We start from the raw sequence: 26,527 nt of genomic DNA, 5'->3' as shown, positions 1-26,527 counted from the left end.
ATTAATAGTGTGTAAAAAAAGCCCTTCTATAAACTGGAAAAAGTTCGCCTTCCTTTATAAGGGCTGACATAAAGATACTGGTTAAATCCTTTCTTTGCAATGTTTTTCCTTAACTTAACGACATTGGGCGGGCGGGCACAGCGGCATCCCTGAAGTGCAGCGGAGGGATATAGCGTAGAACGGGAACAAACTTTAATAGTTGCTACAGTCCTTGTGCTTCAAAATGAGAATAATTTTTTGTAAAGCAAGTTTCGTTGTCTTTCGTTTAGTGCAGTCCTTCTTTCCGCTATTATCTTTTTGTGAGAGATTGCAGGCATATTTTGGTTTCTGCACCAAAAAGGATAGCCGCTTCAATAAGGTTTATTGAACAGGGGCCTGTGTAAGAAACTAACGATTGCTTTTCATGTCGTCAGCCGTTTGCACTTTCTTGTCTTGCCCGAACCGTGTGATCTAGCCCCCTGCCCGTTGCAGGCGGGCGGGCAAAGCGGCATCCCTGAAGCGCAGCGGAGGGATATAGCGTAGAACGGGAACAGACATTAATAGTTGCTACAGCACTTGCGCTCCAAAAAAAAGTAATAAAAATCATTTGTAAATCAGGGATCGTTAGCTTTCGGTTAATGCAGTCTTTCTTTCCGCTATTATCTTTTTTGTGAGCGGTTAGCAGGCCTATTTTTGTTTCTGCACCAAAAAGGATAACCGCTTCAATAAGGTTTATTGAACGGAAGACAGAATAAGCAATCAAGAAGTATTTTGCCAAGAATCTCCAAATCATTTCTGATATCACCTCAAACTAATTTTTTAAAAAAAGACGTAGGCTTTCCGATCTGCGAGACACCAACAGATAGTAGAAGGGCAAAAAAAAAAGACCCCGAAGGTTATTGAAAACCTTCGGGGTACGGCTAAAACCTGTAGTTAGCTAATTCAGATTGTTAACTGGTCAACCCTATTTCGAGAACTGATAAGTTGTACTCGTTTTATACGTTTCACCTGGTTTAAGAACAGTCGAAGCAAAGTTAGGGTGATTTGGTGCATCAGGAAAATGTTGTGTTTCCAGGCAGAAAGCCGAACGGTGTGGGTATGATTTACCGCCTTTACCATCTTTATCAGCTCCGGTCAGGAAATTACCACTGTAAAATTGCAGGCCGGGTTCTGTGGTAATCACAGATAGCACAATACCAGTTTTGCTGCTTTTTACTACAGCAACCGGTGTTTTACCGTCATGGTGGGTTAAAGCAAAGTTATGGTCGTAACCTTTTCCAAATTTTAACTGCTCGTCATTATCGCCAATTTGCTTCCCGATTAATTTCGCTTTGTTAAAATCAAAAGCAGTACCTGCAACGGGCTGCAATTTTCCAGTTGGGATCAGGGTCGAATCAACAGGGGTATAAGCGCTGGCATCAATCATCAGTTCGTGGTCCAGAATGGTGCTATCTCCTTCGCCGTTTAAGTTGAAATAGGCATGATTGGTTAGGTTTACGATAGTGGTTTTATCAGTGGTCGCCTCATAGTCTATTTGCAATCCATTGTTATCAGTTAACGTATAAGTTACCTTCACATCTAGTTTACCAGGATAACCAGCTTCACCATCTTTTGAAACATAGCTCAATTCAAGTTTGTTGCTATCCAGTTGTTTGGCATCCCAAACTTTGCCGAAAAAGCCATCTGTACCACCATGCAGGGTATTTACACCATCGTTAAGCTGTAATTGATATTCCTTTCCGTCTAAAGTAAATTTACCTTTGCCAATGCGGTTTCCATAACGACCAATTAGTGCGCCAAAAAATGGCTCTCCTTTTTTACGGTAGGCACCAATGCTATCATAGCCAAGCACTACGTCGGTTAATTTGTTATTTTGATCAGGTATCAATAACGAAACTACTCTTCCGCCGTAATTACTGATAGACACCGAAGCGCCATTTTTATTTTTTAATGTATAAAGCTTAACCGCTTTACCATCAATGGTGGTGTTGTATTTCAGTGAATCTTGCTGTGTGCTACCTGCTGTACCTTTATCAGCTTTGGGGTTACATGCGCTAAAAGCAAGGGCTAAACACAAGGTAGCGAAGGGTAATGCCTTAAGGAATTGTTTTTTCATCAGTTTATTTTTTTTAAGTTGGTGAAGCGATCGTCATTTTTACATAGAAAAACTCCTGACGCTTACATATAGATTTATTTTTGGTTACGGCTAAAGTAGCAAAAAATAATTAACGTCAGCTTAACGATTATCATATTATTTCTATTAATGTTGATCCTCATTCCGTACATCAAAAAAAATCACATAATTTAGCGGGAATATGTACGATTTAAATTTCAAGCCCAAAGCTTTTCTGTTCGATTTAAACGGAACCATGATTAACGACATGGAGTACCACACCCTGGCCTGGTACAGTATCATGACCGAAGATTTAGGAGCAGACCTTGATTACGCAAGCGTAAAAAAAGAGATGTATGGTAAAAACCACGAGGTGCTGGAACGTGTTTTTGGTAAAGGTAAGTTTAGTCCGTCGGAAATAGAAAGCCTTTCTGTAGATAAGGAAAAGCGTTACCAGTCTGGTTATTTACCGCATTTGGCTTTGATTGCCGGTTTGGATAATTTTTTAGCGCGGGCTGATGCTGCACAAATACCGATGGCCATTGGCTCTGCAGCAATTCCGTTCAATATCGATTTCGTGGTAGATGGTTTAAACATCCGCCACTATTTAAGTGCAATTGTAAGTGCCGACGATGTGCAAAAGAGCAAACCTAATCCGGAAACCTTTCTAAAAGCTGCCGCTGCGTTGCATATATCGCCTGCCGATTGCCTGGTTTTTGAAGATGCACCTAAAGGTGTAGAATCAGCTTTAAATGCGGGCATGAAATGCCTGGTAATTACCACTACACATGCCGTTGAAGAATTTAGTGCTTATCCAAATATTTTGGGCTATATTACCGATTACAACGATGCTAAATTAAATTTGCTTTTTTAAAATGGGAAAATACTTAAACCAAAAACCTGTATTAGTTGCTGTTGACTGCATTATTTTTGGTTACGATGGCGAACATCTGAAACTTTTGGTTATTAAAAGGGCCATAGAACCCATAAAGGACCAATGGAGTTTGATGGGTGGTTTTATTGGGGAAGACGAAAATCTGGATGGTGCTGCAAAACGGATTCTTTTAGAGCTTACCGGTTTGCATGATGTTTATTTAGAGCAATTGCACGCTTACGGCAGTCCAAACCGTGATCCGATTGAACGCACGGTATCAGTTGTATATTTTGCCCTGATCGATATCAATAAATACAGCAAACAGATCAATGACCAGTTCCATGCCGAGTGGTTTAAAGTTAAAGAAGTACCTGAATTGATTTTCGACCACAATGTGATGGTTCAGGCAGCGATGGATAAAATCCGTTACCAGGCAGCCCTTCACCCTGTTTTATTTGAGTTATTGCCAAAACGTTTTACCATACCACAGTTGCAGTCTTTATACGAACAGGTGTACGACGCCCCAATTGATAACCGCAATTTTATCCGTAAAATTACGGCCAGTGGTTTATTGATCAAACAAAATGAAAAAGATAAATCAAGTTCAAGGCGTGGTGCTTTCTATTTTAAGCTTGATAAAAATAAACACAAAGCGCAGTTTCAGTCGTTTTTGAATTTTATACCCAAAACGGCCAAGTAAGCATTTTAGTTTTTCTTACCGTAATTTCCTTGCGATAGAAGTTTTAATTAAAAATTATAAAAAAAATATTTTCTGCTTAGTGGTTTTAGAATCAATTAATTATAACCAGATAATTTAATTTCTAAGCCTGAACCCAAAAACATTTTACAAAAACATTTGCAAAGCAAGGATTAATCTCTATATTTGCACCTCCTTAAACAAAAGGAATGATTCCGTAGCTCAGCTGGTAGAGCATTACACTTTTAATGTAGTGGTCCTGGGTTCGAATCCCAGCGGGATCACAGCAAAGACTATCAAAATGTATAAAACCCTGCAATCGCAATATTAGCAGGGTTTTTGCTTTTATGGAATTGCCAAAAATCACACGAATTCACAAAACTTTGGTGAGTGATTAGGTGAGTAAGGCAAAACGGTTAAAATTGACTCACCGAATTGTATATAATCATTTATTGTACAGGTTGTTACAAACTGAACATCTTGTTTAGATTTAGTTGCAAAGCTATGTTTGCATCACTGTTATTATTTTATAACGGCGATGCAACTCTCGAACCGAAAAACGTTCTCGGGTTGTTTCACCTTTAATCGTTAGATTATGAAGACCAATTTTAGCCTGCTTTTCTATCTGAAAAAGCAAAAGAACTAAGTAAGTGGAAATGTGCCGATCTACATGAGGATTACCGTAGAGGAAAATCGTGCAGAGATGGCCACCGATCGGGATTGCGACCCTAAGCGATGGAACGCTAAGGGCAGCCGAGCCATCGGCTCCAAAGAAGAGATCAAGGTGTTGAACACCCATCTTGACCAATTGCAGAATGCAATGTATTATGGCCATCAACGTGTTTTCGATATGGGCTTGCCGATTACTTCCGATGCCATCAAATCAAGTTATCTGGGTACGCTTACTAATTCACATACCCTATTGGAAGCGGTTGCCGATCATAATTTAACTTGAGTTCGGGATAAAAGATATATAAAAATAAGGGCAAAGTTCATTATTTTTTCTTATAAATAGTTGACAATCAATTTATTAACATGTAAAAAAAACCTATGCTCAAAGATAAAATTATAGAAATTTTCGTAAAAGTTGATGATTTCTGCAAGGAAATAATGCCGGAAAATGCCGCCACATTATCTTACTTGTAAAACATCAACCTACCGACTTTGCTAAATTTTAATGTCCCTGAATCACGGAGACTTTGCAACTTTCCAGGTGAGATGCTCAAAAGTTGACGTACTTCATAGCTTTTCAGCCATTCTTTTTGTTCGCTGTTTTTGTGCAGCTTTTGCCCCGGAGGTCTTAGTTCCGAAAATAGTTCCTGTTTGAACTGTTCTAAATCTTCTTTGGTTATAAATTCGATAGTTACCATAATATGCGTATTAAAATGTAATGGCAAACTTCAGATTGTTGGTTTGGAGTTATTGGGTACTTGTGTGGGTAGTACCTAAAAATAATTTGCAGAATTCAAATTAAATTTAACACGATACCAAAACAATTTGTCTTTATTGGTATAAATGTGTATATATGCCAAGGATCAGTTCAATCTTTAAAAACCTATTTTTTAAATTGAAAAAATTTAAGCTCTACCGCCAAAGAGATCAGATGGATTGCGGGCCAACCTGCCTTAAAATGATTGCCAGGCACTATGGAGCCAACCACGCTATCGAAAAACTTAGAGGACTCTCAGGGATTAACAAACATGGGGTTTCTTTCCGCGGAATTCTCGAAGCGGCCAGAGATATTGGATTAGATGCAACCGGAATAAAAATCAACATTGAGGAGTTAAAGAATATCCCTTTGCCCGCCGTTCTGCACTGGCGCAAAAACCATTTTGTTGTACTTTATAATATCAGTAGAAACAAGTTTCATATTGCCGACCCGGGAAAAGGAATTTTGACCTACGGACAGCGCGAATTCTCCGATAATTGGGGGACGCAGACTGAAAGTGCGAACATGGGTTTTGTGATGCTTTTTAGTCCGAATAAACATTTTGAAAAAGGCGCAGGAAAGACAGATGAACCGGTTGGATGGAAATACATTTTCCGGAATCTTCATGATCACCGGCAATTGATAGGCCAGTTAATGCTTGGTTTGCTGCTTGGCAGTATCATCCAGCTTATAATGCCGTTTCTGATGCAGTCACTTGTTGACCGGGGTATCGGCCAACAGAATATGACTTTTGTTTATATCATAGTTATCGCTCAGGTTACGCTGTTTATCGGAAAAATGCTTGCTGATTTTCTCAGGTCCTGGATACTGCTGCACGTCACTTCCAGGCTGAACATAACTATATTAACAGAGTTTTGGATCAAACTCATGCGGCTACCCATGAATTTCTTCGATACGAAGCTCACTGGCGATATTATGCAGAGAATAAATGATCAGGGCAGGATTCAGACCTTTTTGACCGGACCGGCGTTAAATGCTATATTTTCTACCGTAAGTATCATCCTTTTTACTATCCTGATGATCTTTTACGACCGGAGTATTTTTCTGGTTTTTCTTTTCGGGAATCTGATCTATTTCGCATGGGTCTACCATTTTTTGGGAAAGCGGAAAGAACTGGATTTCAAAAGATTTGATATTTCTGCTAAAAACCAGAGTGTCGTTGTGCAGTTGATAAACGGTATTCAGGAAATTAAGCTAAACAACTGTGAAGAGGAAAAAAGATTTAAATGGGAAGATATACAGGCCGACCTATTTCATTTTAACATAAAAAGCCTGAAGCTTGGCCAGGCGCAACAGGTCGGGGCATTTTTTATCAATGAAGGCAAAAATATACTGATCACTTTTCTTGCTGCCCATGCAGTGATTGAAGGGAACCTCTCATTAGGAGCCATGATGGCAATACAGTTTATTGTAGGTCAGGCCAATACCCCGGTGGAGCAGATGGTGGGTTTTATCCAACAGATGCAGGACGCGAGGATCAGCCTGGAAAGGTTAAATGAAATCCACAGCCTTAAGGATGAAGAATCTCTGGAAGACCATCTTATAGACAACTTACAATCGGGCAAAACTATCGATCTCAAAAATCTAAGCTTCAGGTATCCCGGCGCCGGAAATCAATATGCCTTGAAGAATATCAACCTTAGCTTTCACGAAGGAAAAACAACAGCAGTTGTTGGGATGAGCGGAAGCGGCAAGACGACATTGCTAAAACTTTTACTAAAATTCTATAAGCCATCTGCAGGTGCAGTTGATGTGGGTGGCCACAACCTGGAGAAGATATCTCCAAGCTTTTGGAGGGCCAATTGTGGAACGGTGATGCAGGACGGATTTATCTTTTCTGACACAATCATTAACAATATTTGCGTTAAAGAAGATTCATTAGACATTGAAAAACTGGCTCATGCAATCAAAATTGCCAATATCGGCGACCTTATCGACAAACTCCCGCTCGGACTAAACACTCAGATAGGATCTGATGGCAATGGGATCAGTGCTGGACAAAAACAAAGAATATTGATCGCCAGAGCCGTTTATAAAGATCCGCATTACGTATTTTTTGACGAAGCAACTAATGCGCTTGATGCTAAAAACGAAGCTGTGATATTGGAAAATCTAAATAACTTTTTTGCAGGAAAAACGGTGATTATCGTTGCCCACCGGTTAAGCACGGTAAAAAATGCCGACAACATTATCCTGTTAGATAATGGCGTAATCGCCGAACAGGGCACTCATAATGACCTCATTGCAAGAGGCGGTGCATATTATAGCTTGGTAAAAAACCAGCTGGAACTTGACGCATAACGACTTCTATATATGAAGAATCATCACACCCAGCGGATACAGAAAATAATTAAGGGAAACCCAAAATGGCTGACAAGATGGGGTATGACACTTCTATTTTGCTTTTTCTGCATATTTTTCATTTTAACTACCCTGATCCCCTATCAAGAAGTAGCTAAGCTAAACGCGCAGATCACTGTCATAAACAAAGTTCAACCTGTCTCACTAAATGCTTTTCCCGAATTTCTGATCAGTTGCAAAATACAGCCTGCGGGAGAAACACTAAAAATCAGGCCCGGTCAGGCCGTAACGATCCGATTAAGCATACCAAAACGTAAAGCGCTGAAAATTACTGGAAAAATCATACAGCTATACAAAAGTGACCACGAGACGATAACATTGATGATATCAGCAATTAATCCGGGTATTTTGGAAACGGACGTACTTTCGTCAACACCACTAAACGCCGTGTATCTGGATGTAATTACCGGCGATACGGTTCTATTTAAGCAATTATTAGAAAGCGCAGTATCGAACTTTCAGCCAGCTAAACTTTAAAGTGCTTCAATTTTAGCTTTGAACTGCTCAATATCCTGCCTCAAACTTACCGTTTTACACTTGGGACTGAAATAAGAGGCAATTCCCATCCACGGATAAAAATCGAGAGACTGTTTCAAAAAAAAGAATTTTGACATCATCATAGAATATTTGATGATTGGATCTATATGCTGCTGTCTGGTCTGTAGACTCATCAAAGCGATGGTTTTATACATGATTCTGCTATGCTTTTTGATCAGGGCAGGTTTGTAACCTTCAATGATCAAGAACCTGTTGATATCACTAAGGAGATAAAAAAGCTCAACCTTATTGAATTCATCATTGTTATTATCTGCAACGAAACGTCTGTTTTTTAATGCCTCCTTATAAAAAATGTATTTTGCTGTTTTGTCCTGAAATGTGGGGGCATAATTTCTATAAGCTGTTGCCAGATACTGCTCCAATACATATTTTTCATATTTCTCCTTAAACCTCTCCCGATATGTAACCGACAAGAAGGTTGTTGCATGAGAAAGGTTGTAAGTTTTGTATACCCTTATGGAATAAATACTCATTCTAAAAAAAACAGATGCCAGCAGGCTATCTGCAGCCTCAAACAACTGTGGATAATCCTTATATAACTGATGTATTTCTAAAAGAGATGCCAATGCTTTTTGCTTATTATTCAATTGGTCGTATATCTGAGAAACCTGCATCGTAATAAATGCCCGGTTTGTCAAAGCCTCAATACTAGCATCGTTTGACATTGAAGACAATGCCTTTTCAAAAGACCTTTTAGCAGACTCAAGTTTGTCGCCCATGAAAAAAATGAAACCGACTATAAAAAGTTCAAAAGCACTGCTATCAATACCCAAATCCCGGATAAATTGATCAACACATTCATCCTCTATGGCCGAACATAGTTTCCTGACATCCTTTTGCAAATCGGTTCCGCTTTTATAAGGTGTGGCAACCTCGTCCTTCTTGATTAAATAAAAACTATATATATCATCTGTATTTTGAGAATAGGAATCAAATGCCTTTGTCTTAACGACTCTTTTGCTATTGAAGAAGATATTGTTGACTGTGATCATGATATTATATTATTCACCGTCTACAAATGCAGCAGCGATGGCAATTGTTTATTAAACTTTAATTTAAGATAGTTGTAACCTATACCTGCATAACCATAGTATAAGCCGGTAATCTCCTGGTTCTGATACCATCCCCCACACTTCAGACTTTTAACACTTTTGAATCTGGAATCAAAATCCATCAGCCATTTATACTCTTTCTTCGGATCATTGAACATCAGTGTATGAAGTTCCAGCAGCCCCATAAAACCAGAGCATATAGAATGGTCTGTGTCCAGATAAAACCTGATATTTCGTTCAATAGATTCTTTGACAATTTCCATTTCATTTTCTGATAAGGGATCGTTTAAATATTTCTTTGAGAGAAATCTTCCCAACGCAATTCCTGCATCGCCGTTAGACCAGCCGTGATGACGGTCCCCCACCACTTCAACTGTCTTTTTCCAGTACCCGAGGTGACTGTCATAAAGGCTCTGATCATATTTCAATGCTTTTAATGCGCAATCATAATAATCAGCATTTCCAGTTAATTCATGCAGGCAGAATAAAAAATACGCGGAAGAGGCCGTTCCATGGGCAAACCCGCCCCATTTATCATGAGAACTCGATTCCCAGGTAATCTTATCTTGATCAACAACTAGTTTTGATTCAAGTAAATAATCACCTATCGTGATGACTAATTCCAGAATTTCAGCTTCAGGCCGTTTTTGGTAGATGCGCAGCAGCAGCAACCCTAGTCCAACAGAGCCGAACAAGTAGTCCTTCTTAGCATCTTTTTTAATGTTCAGCTTTATAAAATCAATCAAAAACCCAAAAGTATCGTTATCAAGTACAAAGCGATCAAAACCTGTTATTTCGGTATACAGGTAGCTCATATAGAGAATAGATAGAGGGTAATTTACCATTCCCAAAGAGGGAAGCGGATTATCCAGGATATCGATTTTGGTTTTTTTAAGATATCCAACGGTCTGGTCAAAAATATTGACCGCATTATCCAGATCAGTCTGCTTTCCAAATGTAACATAGCTTGCGATAAAAAACACACCCAGTCCGGGTATACCCTGAAAAAGATCAGAATCCTGGATATCCTGGGACCACAAGCTATCTTTAGTAATCGTATAGTCAATATAGGTAAACTGTTTTCCCTGATATCTGTTCAAGGAGGCGAGCGATATCCTAATCTGGTCGATCAGGCTTTCATCAGTGAAGGTCGGAAATATGGTCGGTTTAGCATCGTATTCATGATGAATTATTAATGCCCTCCTTATAACATTCAGTTGTTCATCAAGATCCTCCTGGCCCAATCTAGAAAGTTTTTCCTTAATGAGTTCCAGACCACTACCTGGAAAGTAGTCCTTAATAAGCAGGTTTCTTCCAACGTCAAAAAGATCCCTGGAATCTGATTTCGTACAAAACAATGGCACATCTCCAGAAAATACCTGTTCTATCTCAGACTGAATAATTTTTTCAGGTAATATTGTTTCATTATATCCTCTCCATAAAAATTCTATGACGTTTGCATATCTGAGGTGGTCCTGGAGAATCTCCGGATAATTTAATTTTTCAGCTAGAATAGTGTATTTGTAGGTATAGCGCAAAATTGTCCGCACATTAAAGTTTCGGCAAAGCTCATGCTGGGTTAAAATAAGTTCATATATTTTTTCCTGATGGTTTTTAAAGAACTGATAGGCATAAATAAAGCCATCCTCAAAATGGGTTTCCATACCGTCAATAGGAATAGCCTCTCCATTAAAAAACGGAACATTCCGATCGAATTCCTCCCCAGCAGAAAAGACTGAGATGCCAGAGTTGCTCTGTCCCGGATTATTAACAGATTCAAACCCAAACTGGGGAATCATACCTGTTTTTATAACCCCATGCAAAAGGCTACGCCCCGATAAAGAATTGGTCTTATAGGAAAGGCCATAAGGATAGGCGGGGTGCATAAAAATTTCCAGGTCAATCAACGCTGCATATTTACCGACCGAAATGATATTATCGGAAATTAGATCCTGGATATTGAAAATATAGGCAATAGCAGTAGTAATACCCTGATTGTAATAAAATTCGGAAGCTTCGCTGATCTGGGAAACTTCGGCAGCAACAACGCCGAGCTGCCAGGCGTAATCCTTACATACGATGGACTTTGTTTCCAAAATTGATCTTTTCAATCCGATCGAAAGTAACCCTTTGTATATATTGTAAAATACTTTTTCTGAATTTAAATTGCGTGGTTTATAATATACGGTTGCCCCGTCATCAAAACAGATCCTGATCGTGGAACGTGCGGAATGATGGAGATCACCAAGCCCGGTGTTTATCTTTGTGATCCGGCGATCGCAACTTATTTTAAATTCTTCCTTTAACTTGCCGATGTCGCTTCTCAGATTACCCAAAAACTCAGAGAGGTAATCCATGTAATTGTTAATCAGCCGTTCGATACGGCTGGCAGCCACAGGATATTGTTCAAAAAAATATTCGATCCATTCGGCTGAAGTTGATGCTTCAACCACGAACTTAAGCAGATTTTCCTTTGTATCCGGGTATTCATATGCATTCAGATAAACGGAAAACTCTAATTCGAGAGATGGAAGCAATATGTTCAGGAGCTTAGCGAACAGATCGTCAGATAAACCCGAACAGATTTCCGGAGATTGAACCGAAAACGCCTGATTGTAAATAACCTCTATTTCAGCATTGAGCAAATTTGCAATAGATACGAAAACAAAGTGCAATGGCTTGTCGTGCTGCATTAAAAGGCGTTCTAGGCTTTCTGCACTCACAAGTTGCGAGTGTTCAATAACCTTATCTAAAAATTGCCGGTAAACGTGCGGATTATTTAAAGTTTTAAGATGCTCCATGTATGAAATGAAACGATCGGAACCTTCATCAGTAAGCATATTTTTGCGTTTCTCCCAAACGCCATCATTTTGCAAGTAAAAACTGATTTTTCGCCATGCTTTTTCTGTTATTTCCACAATGGTTTTGCAATTTTATTATTTAGTTTACTAATTATATACAAAAGGGTAAGGACTTACAAGACCTTACCCCGCAAAGGACGAATAGGAACATCTGACCTTAATAAATCAAGTTATTGAACTTCCGGCTCACCGTCAGCACCGCAGCACACGGTTTTGCATACACAGGTGCTATCGCAACAGGTACTTCCACTTGTTGAACTTGATGATCCGCCACCAGAATTAACCTCAGTACCTCCGGTAACAAACATTAGTTCCTCCATTGATAAAACTGATGATTGGTTCAACGAAAAAGCTTTTCGAGATGACTTTAACTGCATAAAATTTTTCATACAAATTTGTTTTGTTTAAAGTGATTAATACGTCTAATGTATGAAATAATTTAACTAAAAAAGTACTATAACTGAATATACTAAATAATAATTATCATATAAAAACAAACAATTTGATTTACAGATAATTATTTTTTAAACTACAATGCTCATCGGGTTGATGAATTAATATACATGATCAAAGAGACAAGATACTTTATCGTTTATAAAAGATTTTTGACACATTTATCCCAGAATATTACTATTTATGCAGAAACTTTGCCGTGAATGAACTTTGAACCGATGACTATATCCACCTTAAAATTTTTAAAAGTCTTTTTACTTATCCTGCTATTGCTCAATATTAAGGCATTTGGCCAAAGCAAAGTATTCAGGGGAAAAGTTGAAACAGGAAAATCCAAAGGATTAGCTGACGCCTACATCAAGATATTCTCGCCTGCAAATTCGACAAATCCCATGGTTACCAGGACATCAGACAAAAACGGACTTTTTACTGTAGACGACTTGAGTTCAGCCGACTATTTCATAATCGAAATCTCCCATACCTCAACATATACATATAAGGGCAGGTTTTCTTTCAAAAATGCAACAGACAGCCTATACGTATTCTTTCTTCAAGAAAAGATAAATATCCTTGATGCGGTTGAGATAAAAGGTAGGCGTCCACTGATCTCCAGAAAAAATGATAAACTGATTGTTAATGTGGAGGGCAATGATGCCCTGCAAGGGAAGAATTTTAACCAGATCTTACAGTATGCGCCAGGGATCCAGGTGATGAACAATGAAATCTTCATCAATGGTGTTTCCGGTGTAAGAATTTATCTCGATGGCCAGCCGTTGAAGATGACCGGAAATGCCTTGAAAAACTATCTGGCAAATATAAATGCTGCAGAGCTCAAAAATATTGAGATTCTTGGAACTCCCTCTTCTGAATTTTCTGCCGAAGGCCTGGGAGGAATTATCAATATCAATATGAAAAAACCAACGGTTGATGGTATAACGGGGTACCTGGGAGGGCAGCAATCATTTGGATTGGGCCGGTATCCCTCTACCAGTCCATATGCGAATATTAACCTAAGGAAAGACAAAATCCAGTTGAGTGCCAAATATAGCTACCAGGTAAAAAAAGAATATTTCACCGATGAACAGTTTAGGACACTCATGGCAGGCAGTTCCTTCTCTTCTAAAACGGAACGGATAACAAGGGGAAACCTGAACAACCTAAATTTAGGACTTGCATATGACGTAAGCGCCAGTCAAAATATTAGCATTAACTACAATGGAAACTATGCAACAGAAAAAGAATCAAGCCTGAGCGAGGCACTAATGCTCAATACCGAACCTAAAAATACGGTGAAATCGGCGGGCCAGTTCAACAACATATCGAAGATAGGTTACCATAACTTCGGTATCAACTACCGTTTATACACCGACTCATTACAATCTAGGCTGAGTGTAAATGGCGATTTCACAACAAACAGCAAAAAAGAGTCCAGTGAAATTGAAAGCTCCTCCAGAGACAACCTCAACAACCTCTTGGCTGATACACTCTACAATTTCATCTTTCCAAGCCGTTCCAGAATTTATACAGGTGAGATTAAATACCTGAAGATATTTAAAGGCGGGCATGAGCTGAATTTTGGTGGCCGGATATCGAAATCATATATAAATACCGACAATTCAGTCGAGCTTTTTGCAGGCAATGGATTTTTCACAGATCCGAAAGCCGGTTTTGATTATCTGTACGACGAAATGATCACGGCAGGATTTATTGAAGGAAGCGGAAAGTTTCTAAACCTAAATTACAGACTTGGTTTAAGAGGCGAAGCAACAGACATTCTCACGTCACTTCATTCATTAGGAAACCAAACGGACAATCAACGAAAATACTTCAACATCTTTCCCTCCATTTATTTTGGCAGGGATTTGGACCAAAAAAAGTACTATAACCTTTCTCTGACTTACAACAGGCGAATTGCCAGGCCCTCCTACTCAACTTTGAATCCTTACATATTTTATGTCGACAACAATACCATCTCAACAGGGAATCCTAATTTAAGCCCATCATTTGCGGACAACCTGCAATTGACATTGACATTAAAGAACAGATACAGTTTAAGTCTATTATATTCTAACTTAAGTGGCCAGATCCAAAGGATTGTATCTATAGATAAGTCAGATATCCTCTACCAAACATGGGAAAATGTGGGTAATACGAGGCTTTACAATATAAACTTGTCAGCACCATTTGACATCACAAAATTCTGGACAACAAATAACACCCTACTGTTACAATACAAGCATGTAACCGGCGATCAGTATCAGATCCAAAAAGGTACATTCGTTTTCCAGAACAGCAATGATTTTGAAATAAATAAAACGCTATCACTATCCCTGAGCACATACTACACTCCACGAAGCATCTATGCGAATACTATTACCAAAGGTTTTGGAGATATTTCAGCCGGTATTTCAAAAAAGATGCTAAAGAATAAGTTGTCGATCAATGTTAACCTTGAAGACATATTGTTTAGCAGCAACCCACAAATCACCAGCTATTACAACAATCAGGCAATTACCAGGAATCCAAAATTTCAGACGAGAAAACTATATTTTTCGTTAAGATACAATTTTAGGTCTGGAAAAGCCTTCAAAAAAAGCACTTACGAGAAAAGCAGTGTTGATGAAAGCGGGAGACTGTAAAATAATGTGCATACGCTAGCACAACATTAACTTTTTTCTAGTTAAAATGCTCTTCTAAAGTAGGTCAATTAAAATTTGGCATTTTTAAAAAAGAAATCATTCAAAATCCTATTAAAAAACTTAAGGACTAATCAAAAAAAGAAAAAGACTATCAAGTACAACCAAGTTTTTTTGTAGATTTATTCGGAATAAAGTGTATTTTTGTAGAAAAAAATAATTTAATTGTTCTTTCAAAAAAAGTCAATTCATATCAAAATAACTGGTTCCCAATTCGATGCCCAATAAGAAATAACAATTAACTATTATTTATAACTTGCTCATTTAGTATCGCTTGGATTATTAAATTATTATCCCAGCGGGATCACGAAAACCTTCAAGCCTAAAGCTTGAAGGTTTTTTGTATTCATAGCCAGTGGTTTGAACATACAGGCTAGCCAACGGATCTTGGATCAAGCAAAAAAGTTGTAAAGATGTTACAATCTAATTTTAACAACAATACCTATTGTCCTAATATCTTTTTCCTTTGATTAGCTCCCCAGTGATGCAACTCCTGAATTACTTTTTCTTAAGTAATAACATAATTTCTTGCCGTGTATTCTACCAAAACAGGCGATTCGTCAAAAACATTGTGTTTGATGAGGTGGTGTTAATCTAGTTCTTTCAATTCTTTGGCGAGTACCTTTGAGGAAATTTTCGGAAAGCTACGTTCTATTTCCATGAAGCGTTTGTGGCCGCTCATGAAGGAAATAATGATCAGGGTTTGCATTTACCGCTAATCACATGAATAGACAATAAATGATCAACAGCTCTTTTATAATTTCATTATAGACGTATAAAATTGAGGAAATCTAGATTTTTATCATTCCAATATAACCAAGCAAGTTTTATGATTTAGGATGCTGATTGATATTTGTCATCTATAAGCAGTATTTATTTACCTAAATAGATCATTACTTCATTTAACTGACCAATAAATTTATAGATTTTGCGTCACCGTAACTAAATGAATGCTTTGAAGACACCTTGATTTGTTTAATTTCTACTGAATATGATCTAATTAATCCCTTTTTTTTTAAAAAAATATAATTCTGGTTTCCTATTATAGCTGAATCAGGTCACTATCCCCTATTTTAAGTTCATTAATTGACAACTGTCATAATAAATCTATTGAAATAGATAATAAAGGAATATAGTTATGATTACATTTACCTTACAAATTATCAAAAAAACGATACAACTTCTAGCCATTATGTTTATATACATCAATCACTAAAATCATGTGTAATCTACAATTCTAATTTTATGCTATAAATAATATATCCTTCATTATCAAAAAATCGTATATGTGTTATAAGCCATTTGTAATTAATATTCTCCATTAAAATTGCATACAATACCAATTGTATTGATTGTTATGGCATTATGGCTTGGTCTTTTCTTCATCAGATTGGATAAAGGCAGTTCCCCAATATATTAAAATAAAAGATACCGGAAAAAGTAAAAAATTCACTTTGTTTTTCATAAACAAACTTTACGGCATCATCTATTAGGAAGTATCCAAATTATTTACTCGCAAAAATATGGCGGCACGGTTAGCAGGTCCATTTGATATTTAGCTTTCGATGGATCACAAGGACCATCCATTTCTAATGGAGTAAACACAATTTTACAACTCATATTAATCACATATAAAATCTATGGCACTTGTCTGAATTTCGGCTCTTGCGATCTCTCATATTAAACATCTCTATATGCTTCCACAATTATTAATCATTGAAGATAATACTTTAGAGAGAACCCTTTATGGCAGAATATTGTCATCCGAAGGTTACGATGTTCTTGAAGCGGATTGTATCAAATCTGCAAAGGCTATCATCATGCGTCAGGTAATTCATGTTATCGTATTGGATGTAAAACTGCCCGATGGTAGTGGCTTAAGTTTCATTTCAGAAATCAAAAACATTTCTCCCGATACGGAGATTATTCTGTTTACATCAACAGGATCAATACCTGATGGTGTAAATTCAATCAAACTTGGAGCCTTTGATTATATGATTAAAGGCGATTCTCCTGTACGGCTTATTGGAATGGTAAATCAGGCCAGTATGCAGGCAATGGATAAATTTATGGAAAAATTGCACCAGAAAAATCTGGAGGAAAAGGGATTTGCCTCGATCATCGGAGATTCTCCCGCCATACAACATGCCAAAGAATTAGCTAAACGAGTGGCCAAAACCAATGCAAACGTATTGCTACTTGGCGAAACCGGAGTGGGTAAAGATCTTTTTGCTGAAGCGATACACCATAGCAGTTTACGTCATCAGCAACCATTTTTAGCGATAAATTGCAGTGCGATAGGAAAAGAGGTGTTGGAGAGCGAACTTTTTGGTTATAAAGCTGGAGCGTTTACCGGAGCGTTAAAAGATAAAAAGGGCTTGTTTGAGATGGCCGATCATGGTACAATTTTTTTAGATGAAATAGGCGAAATGGGAATTGAGCTACAGGCTAAGCTATTAAGGGTTTTACAGAATGGAACATTTATCAAATTGGGCGATACCAAAACAACAAAAGTTGATTGTCGTTTAATAGCGGCAACCAATCAGAACTTAGAATTAGCCATACAAAAAGGTAGCTTTAGGGAGGATTTATACTACCGGATTTCATCTTTCATGATCGATATTCCGCCGCTTAGGGAGCGGGATGGTGATATACAGTTACTCGTCAAACATCTATTTAACACCTTGCCTAACCAACTGGGCATTCCAAAACCAAGTCTTAAAGGCAATTTTGTTAAGGCATTGTCGACCTTGCATTTTAAAGGCAATATCCGTGAATTGATCAACGTAATGGAAAGAGCAATCATTCTTTCAAACGGAGTATTGGACGAAAACCTGATCATCAGGCCTAAAGTTAAAAAAGAAAATGCCTCAAGATCACTCCATGAAATTGAAAAAGAGCATATCCTGAATGTGATAGCAGAATGTCAAGGCAATAAAAGGAAAGCTGCAAGAAAGTTGGGGATTGCAATTGCCACCTTATATCGAAAACTGGAGGTAATTACGCCAGATAGAGAGTAAACATGAATAACAGTGAAGTAACTTTAAAAAGTTATGATTAAGCCTCGTTTGATGATGATGATTAGCATCTTGTTTTTACCAAAGCCTGCATCAGATCTAACCCCTACTGCTGAACTTATTTTTATGTAGAAATGGTGTTTGCACTTACCTGATTGTACCAGATGACCACGTCCATGTCGGCAAAATTAAGCTGAATGAAGATGATAGCTGCCTGATCTAGCTAACTTGCGTAGGAGCCAAAAACCTTGTTTAAGCTATGTTATTTAGTTATTTGGCATGCAGAAGTTTTTTTTAATTTTAGTTGATGATACAGAAGAAAGTTACGGCATGTTATCCTTTAGAGGGTTGATTTGATTTTTTCAGCTAATTGAATAATATTCTTCACCTTCAATTTTTTAAATATTCGAAACTTAAATGTTCCGATGGTACCCTGCTTAACATTTAATTGCTTGCTAATTTCCTTTATGGATTGTCCCTGAATTAAAAGATTGGCTATATTAAGTTCTTTTGCAGATAGCTCTTTTTCAAAAGCAGCATCTTTAATTGCGTTGCTTTTAAATATTTTTTCTTTGATTTGATCATTCACGAATTTTCCACCGCTGAGCACTGTGGTGATGGCCAATAAAACATCCGCTTCGTTCGACCTTTTTTCGACGTATGCGCTGGCTCCAATCTTCAGCATCCTAATGGCATATACCGAAGGTGACAAATCTGTATAAATGATAATTGGACTGTGCGGACTCCGAATTTTAATCCCCACAATAATCTCGTCATATGAGATGTCGATCAATCCGGGATCTATTATGATGATTGGAGAATCATTGCAATGAAAGAGCATTTGTTTTAATTCATCATAAGTATTTATTTGCACCACTTGTACATCAGACCAAAATTCCTGAATCAGTGAAACTAAACCCCTCCTGGTGATTTCCTGGTAATCGGTGATGATAATATTCATTTCAGGCAGGAGATTTTCTAATTCTGATCAGTGTTTCTAAGGTGATACCCAGGTATGACGCTATGTACTTTAATGGAATGCTTTCTTCGAAAACAGGCTGAGTAGATCTAAAGTAATCAAGCCTACGACGGGTGGGCTTGATAGCAATGGTTATGCTACTCAATTTCAGTTCAGTTAATTCTCTTTGCATTAATGTAAAGAGAATGACTTTTGCACTGGTATCTGTACTGGCCAACCTTTCCAAAATGGAGGCCGGAAACGAAATGAATTCTACCGGACCAATTGCTTTAACGTATCCGGGTTCATTGCTCATTACTTCATAGGCAATAAAAGAACCCCGATCAATCAAACGTATTGTAATTTGCTTTGATTCAACTTTCTTTGATATCTGGCATATGCCTGCTTCAATATAAATAATTCGCTTTTCCACGTTTAAAGGACTCGAAATATGTTTATTGTTTGCTACAGCATTAAACTTGGCGTGTTTGTATATTTCGGTAAATAAGGTTTCGCTTATAGGGTGTATCAATTCGAGTTGTGCCAACATTCTTGTTAAGGCCATGAATTGATTGTAATTCATGATATTCTCATTTTTCACACTTAAATCATTCATATCACAATCATTAAACGGGTTTGATTCTGTATTGCGAAACTTTTGTTTAAACTATTTTATCAAGCCAGGCAGATCTCGCAAGCGGTTTTTCAAAAATTGATCATATTAACCTGAGTTCGATTATTAATATCACCTCTGGGGTTAGCTCATATCGGCTTTTTGATTAAGCTGCCTTCACCCTGATCCGATAGCAATCGGATTTATTTCAGGGTCTTTCCTGCTAAAAAGATGCTGAAACACCCGTCCGACCGGCCGGGCGGAAGTTCAGCATGACGAATCGGTCAGGGATAATACTGCGAAGCGATATGTATCTAACCCTTAACTACTTAGAAATTCAAAAAAAGTATAACCTCATGTATATTTGCCTACCGTTATTTTAGAAGTGATATTTTAGCCCGATCTCGGCTTCTCCATTACTATATCCTTGTAAGTCGGCCGTATTGGTGGTGTACTGGCAAATGATGGATAAAACATCTTTATATTTAGTTCCGATACCTAATGTAACGCTGTTTGTTGAATGGTAAATGCCATTAAATAGCAGTTTCCCGTTTACAAAACTCAGGTTGGCTCCTATATCTACAATGTCTTTATAATTTTGCACACCGCGGTAAATTACTTTAGGCTCTAATTCAGTGTTTTTATCATCAAAAAACAATTTATAGCTGATGGCTGCCATATAGAGCGATCGATCCGCTACGGCACGGATGATATCACGATCCATTAATCTTTTGAGATTGGGCAATGTACCTTGTATCGTTAAACGGTTATTTCTATAGGCTATGCCAAAATCACCATCGAAATACATTTTGCGTTGATTAAAATTGGCCAGAGATCCATCTGTATTATCGCCCTTCACCCGATTAAAATCAATCCATTCATTCATATATCCAGCCGAAAGACCAAAATCTATCATGCTGGTGCCTTGATTAATTGGCAAATGATAGGCATAACTTGCTTTTAAACTGGTTCTTTTGATCACCCCGGCAGATTCGTTATAGAAATACAGGCCTAGCCCCACCTTTTTATTTTCACTCCCCCTGGTTAGGGTAACGGCTTGCATAACGGGCGCACCTTCTATTGCACTCCACTGCCCTTTTAATGCGCCAAAGGCCTCATAACCTGGTTCGGTACCAGCCAAAGCCGGATTAGCCAGATACTGATTGAGGAAATATTGTGTACCCATCGGGTTTAGCTGTGCCTGAGCCTTCATTACCATGAAGAATGAAACCGCAACCAATAATTTTTTTGTCATGTTGTCTATTTTAAGATTTCTAAAAGGTGGGCATGTCTCATCCAAACATGCCGCGCGCAGCCTCCAGCTCCTCTCAAAGAAACTGCTACCTTTCGTGTTTTTGTTTAAAATTTTTAAAAGGCGGGCATGCCTCCTCAAAACATGCCCTGCGCAGCTCCCGCATCCTCTCAAGAAACTGCTACCCTTTATATTTTTATTTATTGTCCAGTATTACAGAAATAAAGCCCCGTACTAATCCCCAGCCTTTTCCAAGATCGATTACATAATAGTAGGTATCTTCATTTAAGGGTTTACCATCCAGCATGGCGTTCCAGTCACTCTTATAATCAGTGGTGGTAAAAATTTTCCTTCCCGCCCGATCGTAGATACTGATTTTACTACCTGGATAATTGGATAAGCCAACGACTCTGAAAAGATCGTTCTTTCCATCACCATTAGGTGTTATCACATTGTTTTCCACAAAGACGTCCGTTACGGAACTGGTATTGATCAGGTAGGGTTGCAAAAAGCCCTGGCTCAGCAGGTATTGGTTTGCGGTAAAAGTATTTACCAAAACCATTTCGCCAAAATTGAAATCGTAAATCTGGCCATTCACCATACCATAACCTCCCGCCGAATTGATGGTGTAAGGAAGGTTATCCTGGGCTTTCGCATTTTCGACAGCGATAAGTGTTATTAACATAATGAGCAATGAATTTAATTTTTTCATATTTTCTGTTTCAAATAACTAAACCAATTAATTCTGATGTTCATTAAGCGCCAATAAGTATCCAATTGGTGCCATCGCTTTGTAATGTCATTTTATTACCTACACTAACCGTATTCATGGTTGATGCAGAAGATGACAGGGTATCTGTTGGTCCCTGAAATGCATTGGGAGGAGTATTAAATGGATCTCTATAAACTTTATAATTAGAGAACGTTATTTTATTGTCACCTGATCCGTTTCCAGAGTGGTTAACCAGAACTATGATTCTTCCCATCTGCGTAGTTGGATCTGGCAAAGCCAAGGTGATCGCACTCGTACCCTTAAATAAGATTGTGTAATCTGCATCTAAAACCGTTTCTGTTAGTGCTGTTGTGGTACGGAAACTCTGGAATACCGAACCGTTCGATTTCTTTAATACTCCATTTGCATCAGCTACGATTGGTGTATTGGCCAATGCGCCAGTTTGTAATCCTTCTAAACGTACCGGGTCTGCTGTTGCTTTAACGTGCAACATGCTTGCAGGTGTAGAAGTTCCAATACCAACATTACCATTCCTGTCTATCGTCATTCTTTCCGTTCCAATAGGGGTATCTTTTGTAACTGTTGTATAAAAGCGAATGTTTTGTACCGCAGCCTCTGAACCGTCCCATTTTCCACCGCCAATAAATACGTCGCTACGATCCAGGAAAGAGTTACCTACCAGTAAAGAAAATGGTTTCATAGCATTTGCACCTGAAGATGCAGATGGTGACTGTGCGATACTGAAATGCTGATTTGCTCCATTTAATGGCGCACCAAATCTTAAATCAAAATTAGATTGTACCCGATGATTACTGGTCGCATCTGGTGCTAAACCGAAACCTATCTTTCCATTCGCACCGAAGGTGGCCAGGGTATTATTATCTGTCTTCAATACCAGATCCTGTGCATCAGTGGTACCTATAAAATTCGTGGCAGAAGAGGTACCGGCATTACCAGTTAATCCCCAGGCTGTAGCAGCACCTGCTGTACCGATCATCAACTGTCCGTTAGCATCGGCCACAACCGGGCGGTTGCCTGTAGTTGCAGCAGCCGAAGAAGCTAAATCAGCTACTTTTAAAGTATTGTTTACTGTTAGAATTTTGGTAGAAAAATCGCCACGGATTAAGGAATTTTCTCCCAGCGCATTCCCTATAAAAAGTTGGTTTGATGCCGTTGTTTGTTGACCTGTCGGAAATCCTGTATTCGCACCCAAAAATACATTTCCACTACCTGCTATAAGATTGGCACCTGCATTGTTCCCAAAAGCAGTATTGGTATTACTATTGCTACCTTTTAGTGCTGCCAGCGCATTAGCCCCTATGCCCGTATTTTCTGAGCCGTCAGTATTAGAACTCAAACTAAAATGTCCAAAACTTGTATTAGAAGAACCAGTAGTATTGGTAAGTAATGCAAGGTGGCCAACTGCAGTATTTTGATTTCCGGAAATGTTTGCCTGAAGTGCATTCCCACCAACTGCAGTATTATAACTACCATTCGTATTATCACGGAGTGCTTGCGATCCTAGAGCACTATTCACATTACCTGTAGTGTTTCGAAACATAGAGGCGATACCAATAGCTACATTAATTTGTCCGCTGGTATTCTTGTTTAAAGTACCATCGCCAATAGCTACATTCATCGCACCATTAGTATTATTTTCCATCGAATGATGTCCTATTGCTACATTAGAGTAACCATCGAGATTTTTGATCAAATTATTATTGCCCAAGACCATATTGTTAAAACCTGTTGTGTTAGCAGACAATACTGAAGATCCTATTCCAATATTGTTAACACCAGTTCCTACAGTAGTACCATTACTACCCACACCTGCATCCTGAGTAATATGGTTGCCATTTCCAACCAATCTTAAATCCTGTGCTGTTGTGATTTGTATCCATTTGTTGGCACCTGCATCCCAGTAATAGTATCCTGGTATTACATCATTAGCTCCATTGTAGGTTGTTGCCGTGTTAAAAACGGTTAATGCATCGGCAGGAGATGAAATGGTTGTGACATCATTGGTACCCGTTAAAGTCACTCTAGGCAGTAAAACGCCTTTATTGTTTGCCTTCATATCGACCACCGCAGATTTATCCGGGTTGCTGGTGCCAAAACCTTGTTGTGCATTTGCAGCTAAAGAAGCCAAAAATGTTATCGTTGTTAAATAAAATATTTTTTTCATGCTATTTGCTGATTACCTGTAAGGATTGAAAAAGATTGGCTTTCCATTACAGTGCATTAATGATTAACCAATCTGCACCGTCACTTTGGATCTCGTATTTACCCCAGCCAGTTGCGGTATTGCCAGAATTCGCTGTTTGATTAATACCACCCAATGACATTACCCCAACCAAAGTAAAGGTGGCTGAATTGGTGGCTGGATGTGCTATAATTTTATAAATGCGGCCCTTAGCTGTCGAAGCACTGGGGAAAGTAATGTTGATGTTATTACTGCCAGAGTTTCTAACAACGATTGTGTAGTCTTGATCAGTTACGGTATAATCTGCACTGATGGTAACAATGCTGGCACTAACAGATCCGTTTACGTTTAATGTACTGCTGTTAGCAGGAGCTTTGGCTGTGGTATTGCTGGCATTACTGTTGTTTATGGTTAAATTACCGCCATCGTTGGCAAAGGTGCCGTAAACAAGTGGTAGTGTGGTGCTGCTATTGGCGATGTAGAGTTTATTGCTTAATCCTTCGTTATACCCTGCTCTGTACCCTATCGCAACCATGCCATTTCCGGAGCTATTAACGGCCGAAACTGGTCCACCGAGACTCTCTTTACCCAATGCCGTGTTCTGAGATCCATATCTGTTTCGAAGTGTACCTGAACCAATTGCAACATTGTCAGATGCAGAACCAATATGACGACTGGCTTCGTAACCCACAGCCACATTGTCATTACCAGTTGTATTTTGAAATAATGCTATAGCGCCTATAGCTACATTATTAGATGCGGTTGCAGCATTCGACATATTGTCGTTTCCTACTGTAGTGTTGCTACTACCATTAAAAGAGGGTGTCGAAAGACTATTTCTTCCAATAGCTACATTATAACTACCCGGTTTTGCCAGTGTTCCATAACCGAAGCCAGTACTACTATTACTCAGATAACCAGAGAGGATACCATTAAGCTTAAAGATTAACGGACTTCCATCTGTGGTACCTAAATAACTGCCTGCGGCAGCTGTACCTGCATTACCATTTAATGACCAAGCATCTCCACTATTTAGAATTCTTACCCATTTGCTTGCCGTTGTGTTCCAGTAATAGTAACCTGGCAGTATAATGTTGGGTGCAGTACCGGCATCTGCGGTATTAAATACCGTTAAAGCATTAGCAGGGGCAGCTATAGTAGTAATGTCTGTTAAACCTGTTAATGCAACTCTTGGAAACAAAACTCCCTTATTTCCTGCCTTCATATCAACCACCGCTGATTGATCTGGGTTGCTGGTACCGAAACCTTGTTGTGCATACGCCCCTATTGAAGTTAAAAATAGTATCGTTGTTAAGTAAAATATCTTTTTCATGTCGTTTATAAATTATATGCGACTAATGATATACCAGGCTGTACCATCGTATTGTACTGTCCATCCCTGATAAGGTAGTGTACCAATTATAGTGGCATTGCCATCAATGTTTTTACCATTGCCATTAATGGTTACCGAGTTCGATCCGGAATCAATTTTCTTGATATTGAATTTTTGTCCGGTTGCAGGGCTGGCCGGCATGGTAATTGTAATGTTGGTACTAGCAGCATTAACCAAAAGTGTTTCATCTGCAGCGGTTGCGGTATAGTCAGCTGTTTTGGTAACGATGGCAGGTGCGGCAGAAGCAGCCGCTCCGATCATCAATTGTCCGTTTGCATCGGCTACTACCGGACGGTTGCCAGTTGTGGCAGTTGCTGCGCTGTTTAAATCTTTAATTACGACTACGCCGCCATCTGCGTTTAGTGCTATAGGATTAATTCCTGTAGCCTTAGCATATATAGCATAGTTACCGGTATTGGCTGTGGACAAATTATCAACTTCGAAATAACCGCCAATGGTTTTAGTATCTTGATTAGTATTGCTGCCTGTATAGGATGATTTGGCAATCAAACCAACCTGTCGTTGATTACTGCCACTTGTTTGGCTGTTTAAAATTCCAAATTGGCCACCTACCAGCCATTCGTTGTTGGAATTAGACGAACCCAAAATACTTTTGATACCAGTCATGGATCCATCATAGTTAGTATTTAATTGAAGATTTACAGGATCTACCGTTCTGGAGTTCTGGATGGAGATGTAGGAATCGGTGCCAGAAGCGTCTCCTGTCCCTCCATCATTATACCTTAGCCTTAAACCACCCTTAGATAGGCCTACAGACTTTGCGCCTGGGAAACCCAGCCCTTCATCTCCTTTGACAAAAGTGAGTGATTTATCATTGTAATAAATCTTGGTATCTTGGTCAAATGTTCCTCCTAAACCTACCTGATTACTTGAATTAAGCGACAGACCATTATAGTAGCTTTGGTCATTTAACCTCACCCAGGTGTTACCTCCAGCATTCCAGTAATAATAACCAGGAATTACATTATTCGGTGCTGTACCCGCAGTGGCAGTATTGAAAATGGTTAAAGCATTGGCTGGAGATGGAATGGTGATGACATCTGTTATGCTGGTTAACGCTACGCGGGGTAATAAAGCACCCTTATTGCTGGCTTCTACATCCAACACCGCACTGTTGGCTACTGTTGTGGGGTTGTTTCCAACCTTTAAGGTTTGCTGGGCGCCTGCGCGGTTTACTCCGATGCCCACTAGTGCCAGAAATATGCTATATGTTAAAAATCTTTTTTTCATGATTGTTTTGATA

Annotated in this window: 20 protein-coding genes and 1 tRNA gene; 8 read left to right on the top strand and 13 right to left on the bottom strand. The window is 38.7% G+C overall.

Annotated features, from left to right (window positions below):
• Nucleotides 1-943 precede the first annotated feature (943 nt).
• Nucleotides 944-2,095 (bottom strand): aldose epimerase family protein, encoded by a 1,152-nt coding sequence (locus QZ738_RS13230; RefSeq protein WP_293788228.1) that lies wholly within the window; start codon nucleotides 2,093-2,095, stop codon nucleotides 944-946.
• A gap of 199 nt (nucleotides 2,096-2,294) precedes the next feature.
• Between QZ738_RS13230 and QZ738_RS13225 the strand changes: the two genes are divergently transcribed.
• The 4 genes from QZ738_RS13225 (at nucleotide 2,295) to QZ738_RS13210 (ending at nucleotide 4,618) form a co-directional block, all read left to right on the top strand.
• Nucleotides 2,295-2,966 (top strand): HAD family phosphatase, encoded by a 672-nt coding sequence (locus tag QZ738_RS13225; protein WP_293788227.1) that lies wholly within the window; start codon nucleotides 2,295-2,297, stop codon nucleotides 2,964-2,966.
• A 1-nt stretch (nucleotide 2,967) separates the two neighbouring features.
• Nucleotides 2,968-3,666 carry an NUDIX domain-containing protein gene (locus QZ738_RS13220; protein ID WP_293788226.1) on the top strand — a complete coding sequence of 233 codons (699 nt, stop codon included), beginning with the start codon at nucleotides 2,968-2,970 and terminating at the stop codon, nucleotides 3,664-3,666.
• Nucleotides 3,667-3,874: 208 nt separating this feature from the next.
• A tRNA-Lys gene (locus tag QZ738_RS13215) sits at nucleotides 3,875-3,947 on the top strand.
• Between the two features lie 374 nt (nucleotides 3,948-4,321).
• A complete protein-coding gene (locus tag QZ738_RS13210) occupies nucleotides 4,322-4,618 on the top strand; it encodes an Arm DNA-binding domain-containing protein (protein WP_293788225.1) in 297 nt (98 codons plus the stop codon).
• A 181-nt stretch (nucleotides 4,619-4,799) separates the two neighbouring features.
• Here QZ738_RS13210 and QZ738_RS13205 read toward each other — a convergent pair whose 3' ends face one another.
• Nucleotides 4,800-5,033 carry a DNA-binding protein gene (locus QZ738_RS13205; protein WP_293788224.1) on the bottom strand — a complete coding sequence of 78 codons (234 nt, stop codon included), beginning with the start codon at nucleotides 5,031-5,033 and terminating at the stop codon, nucleotides 4,800-4,802.
• Between the two features lie 197 nt (nucleotides 5,034-5,230).
• On the opposite strand from QZ738_RS13205, the gene QZ738_RS13200 reads away from it, so the two are divergent.
• On the top strand, nucleotides 5,231-7,414 hold the full coding sequence (locus QZ738_RS13200; RefSeq protein ID WP_293788223.1) for a peptidase domain-containing ABC transporter: 2,184 nt from the start codon (nucleotides 5,231-5,233) through the stop codon (nucleotides 7,412-7,414).
• Nucleotides 7,415-7,426: 12 nt separating this feature from the next.
• On the top strand, nucleotides 7,427-7,951 hold the full coding sequence (locus tag QZ738_RS13195; protein ID WP_293788222.1) for a hypothetical protein: 525 nt from the start codon (nucleotides 7,427-7,429) through the stop codon (nucleotides 7,949-7,951).
• On the opposite strand, the gene QZ738_RS13190 is transcribed toward QZ738_RS13195, so the two are convergent.
• The 3 genes from QZ738_RS13190 to QZ738_RS13180 all read right to left on the bottom strand — a co-directional run bounded on the left by QZ738_RS13190 (nucleotide 7,948) and on the right by QZ738_RS13180 (nucleotide 12,334).
• A complete protein-coding gene (locus QZ738_RS13190) occupies nucleotides 7,948-9,024 on the bottom strand; it encodes a hypothetical protein (protein ID WP_293788221.1) in 1,077 nt (358 codons plus the stop codon). The two genes, QZ738_RS13195 and QZ738_RS13190, sit on opposite strands and share 4 nt — an antisense overlap.
• A gap of 20 nt (nucleotides 9,025-9,044) precedes the next feature.
• Nucleotides 9,045-12,002, bottom strand: coding sequence for a type 2 lanthipeptide synthetase LanM family protein (locus QZ738_RS13185; RefSeq protein WP_293788220.1), 2,958 nt, complete (start codon nucleotides 12,000-12,002; stop codon nucleotides 9,045-9,047).
• Between the two features lie 113 nt (nucleotides 12,003-12,115).
• Nucleotides 12,116-12,334, bottom strand: a complete 219-nt coding sequence (locus tag QZ738_RS13180) for a hypothetical protein (protein WP_293788219.1) — start codon at nucleotides 12,332-12,334, stop codon at nucleotides 12,116-12,118.
• 267 nt (nucleotides 12,335-12,601) lie between these two features.
• On the opposite strand from QZ738_RS13180, the gene QZ738_RS13175 reads away from it, so the two are divergent.
• Complete coding sequence (locus QZ738_RS13175) at nucleotides 12,602-15,037, top strand: outer membrane beta-barrel family protein (protein ID WP_293788218.1); 2,436 nt, start codon at nucleotides 12,602-12,604, stop codon at nucleotides 15,035-15,037.
• Between the two features lie 646 nt (nucleotides 15,038-15,683).
• Here QZ738_RS13175 and QZ738_RS21350 read toward each other — a convergent pair.
• Nucleotides 15,684-15,803 carry a winged helix-turn-helix transcriptional regulator gene (locus tag QZ738_RS21350; protein ID WP_367268589.1) on the bottom strand — a complete coding sequence of 40 codons (120 nt, stop codon included), beginning with the start codon at nucleotides 15,801-15,803 and terminating at the stop codon, nucleotides 15,684-15,686.
• A 985-nt stretch (nucleotides 15,804-16,788) separates the two neighbouring features.
• Here QZ738_RS21350 and QZ738_RS13170 point away from each other — a divergent pair.
• On the top strand, nucleotides 16,789-18,114 hold the full coding sequence (locus tag QZ738_RS13170; protein ID WP_293788217.1) for a sigma-54 dependent transcriptional regulator: 1,326 nt from the start codon (nucleotides 16,789-16,791) through the stop codon (nucleotides 18,112-18,114).
• Between the two features lie 337 nt (nucleotides 18,115-18,451).
• On the opposite strand, the gene QZ738_RS13165 is transcribed toward QZ738_RS13170, so the two are convergent.
• From QZ738_RS13165 to QZ738_RS13135, 7 genes are all read right to left on the bottom strand, one after another.
• Entirely contained in the window at nucleotides 18,452-19,072 is a 621-nt protein-coding gene (locus QZ738_RS13165; protein WP_293788216.1) for a response regulator transcription factor, read from the bottom strand.
• 1 nt (nucleotide 19,073) lies between these two features.
• Complete coding sequence (locus QZ738_RS13160; protein ID WP_293788215.1) at nucleotides 19,074-19,685, bottom strand: hypothetical protein; 612 nt, start codon at nucleotides 19,683-19,685, stop codon at nucleotides 19,074-19,076.
• A 376-nt stretch (nucleotides 19,686-20,061) separates the two neighbouring features.
• Nucleotides 20,062-20,937 (bottom strand): PorP/SprF family type IX secretion system membrane protein, encoded by an 876-nt coding sequence (locus tag QZ738_RS13155; protein WP_293788214.1) that lies wholly within the window; start codon nucleotides 20,935-20,937, stop codon nucleotides 20,062-20,064.
• A gap of 193 nt (nucleotides 20,938-21,130) precedes the next feature.
• Nucleotides 21,131-21,646 carry a gliding motility-associated C-terminal domain-containing protein gene (locus QZ738_RS13150; RefSeq protein WP_293788213.1) on the bottom strand — a complete coding sequence of 172 codons (516 nt, stop codon included), beginning with the start codon at nucleotides 21,644-21,646 and terminating at the stop codon, nucleotides 21,131-21,133.
• A gap of 43 nt (nucleotides 21,647-21,689) precedes the next feature.
• On the bottom strand, nucleotides 21,690-23,852 hold the full coding sequence (locus QZ738_RS13145) for a hypothetical protein (protein WP_293788212.1): 2,163 nt from the start codon (nucleotides 23,850-23,852) through the stop codon (nucleotides 21,690-21,692).
• A gap of 46 nt (nucleotides 23,853-23,898) precedes the next feature.
• Nucleotides 23,899-25,203, bottom strand: a complete 1,305-nt coding sequence (locus tag QZ738_RS13140; RefSeq protein WP_293788211.1) for a hypothetical protein — start codon at nucleotides 25,201-25,203, stop codon at nucleotides 23,899-23,901.
• Nucleotides 25,204-25,215: 12 nt separating this feature from the next.
• Complete coding sequence (locus QZ738_RS13135) at nucleotides 25,216-26,514, bottom strand: hypothetical protein (protein WP_293788210.1); 1,299 nt, start codon at nucleotides 26,512-26,514, stop codon at nucleotides 25,216-25,218.
• Nucleotides 26,515-26,527: the final 13 nt, after the last annotated feature.

Origin of the sequence: uncultured Pedobacter sp. (genome assembly GCF_913776295.1) — a bacterium.
Taxonomy (GTDB): domain Bacteria; phylum Bacteroidota; class Bacteroidia; order Sphingobacteriales; family Sphingobacteriaceae; genus Pedobacter.
The sequence above is the reverse complement of the archived record's forward strand: the minus strand, read 5'-3'. Positions and strand labels throughout refer to the sequence as shown.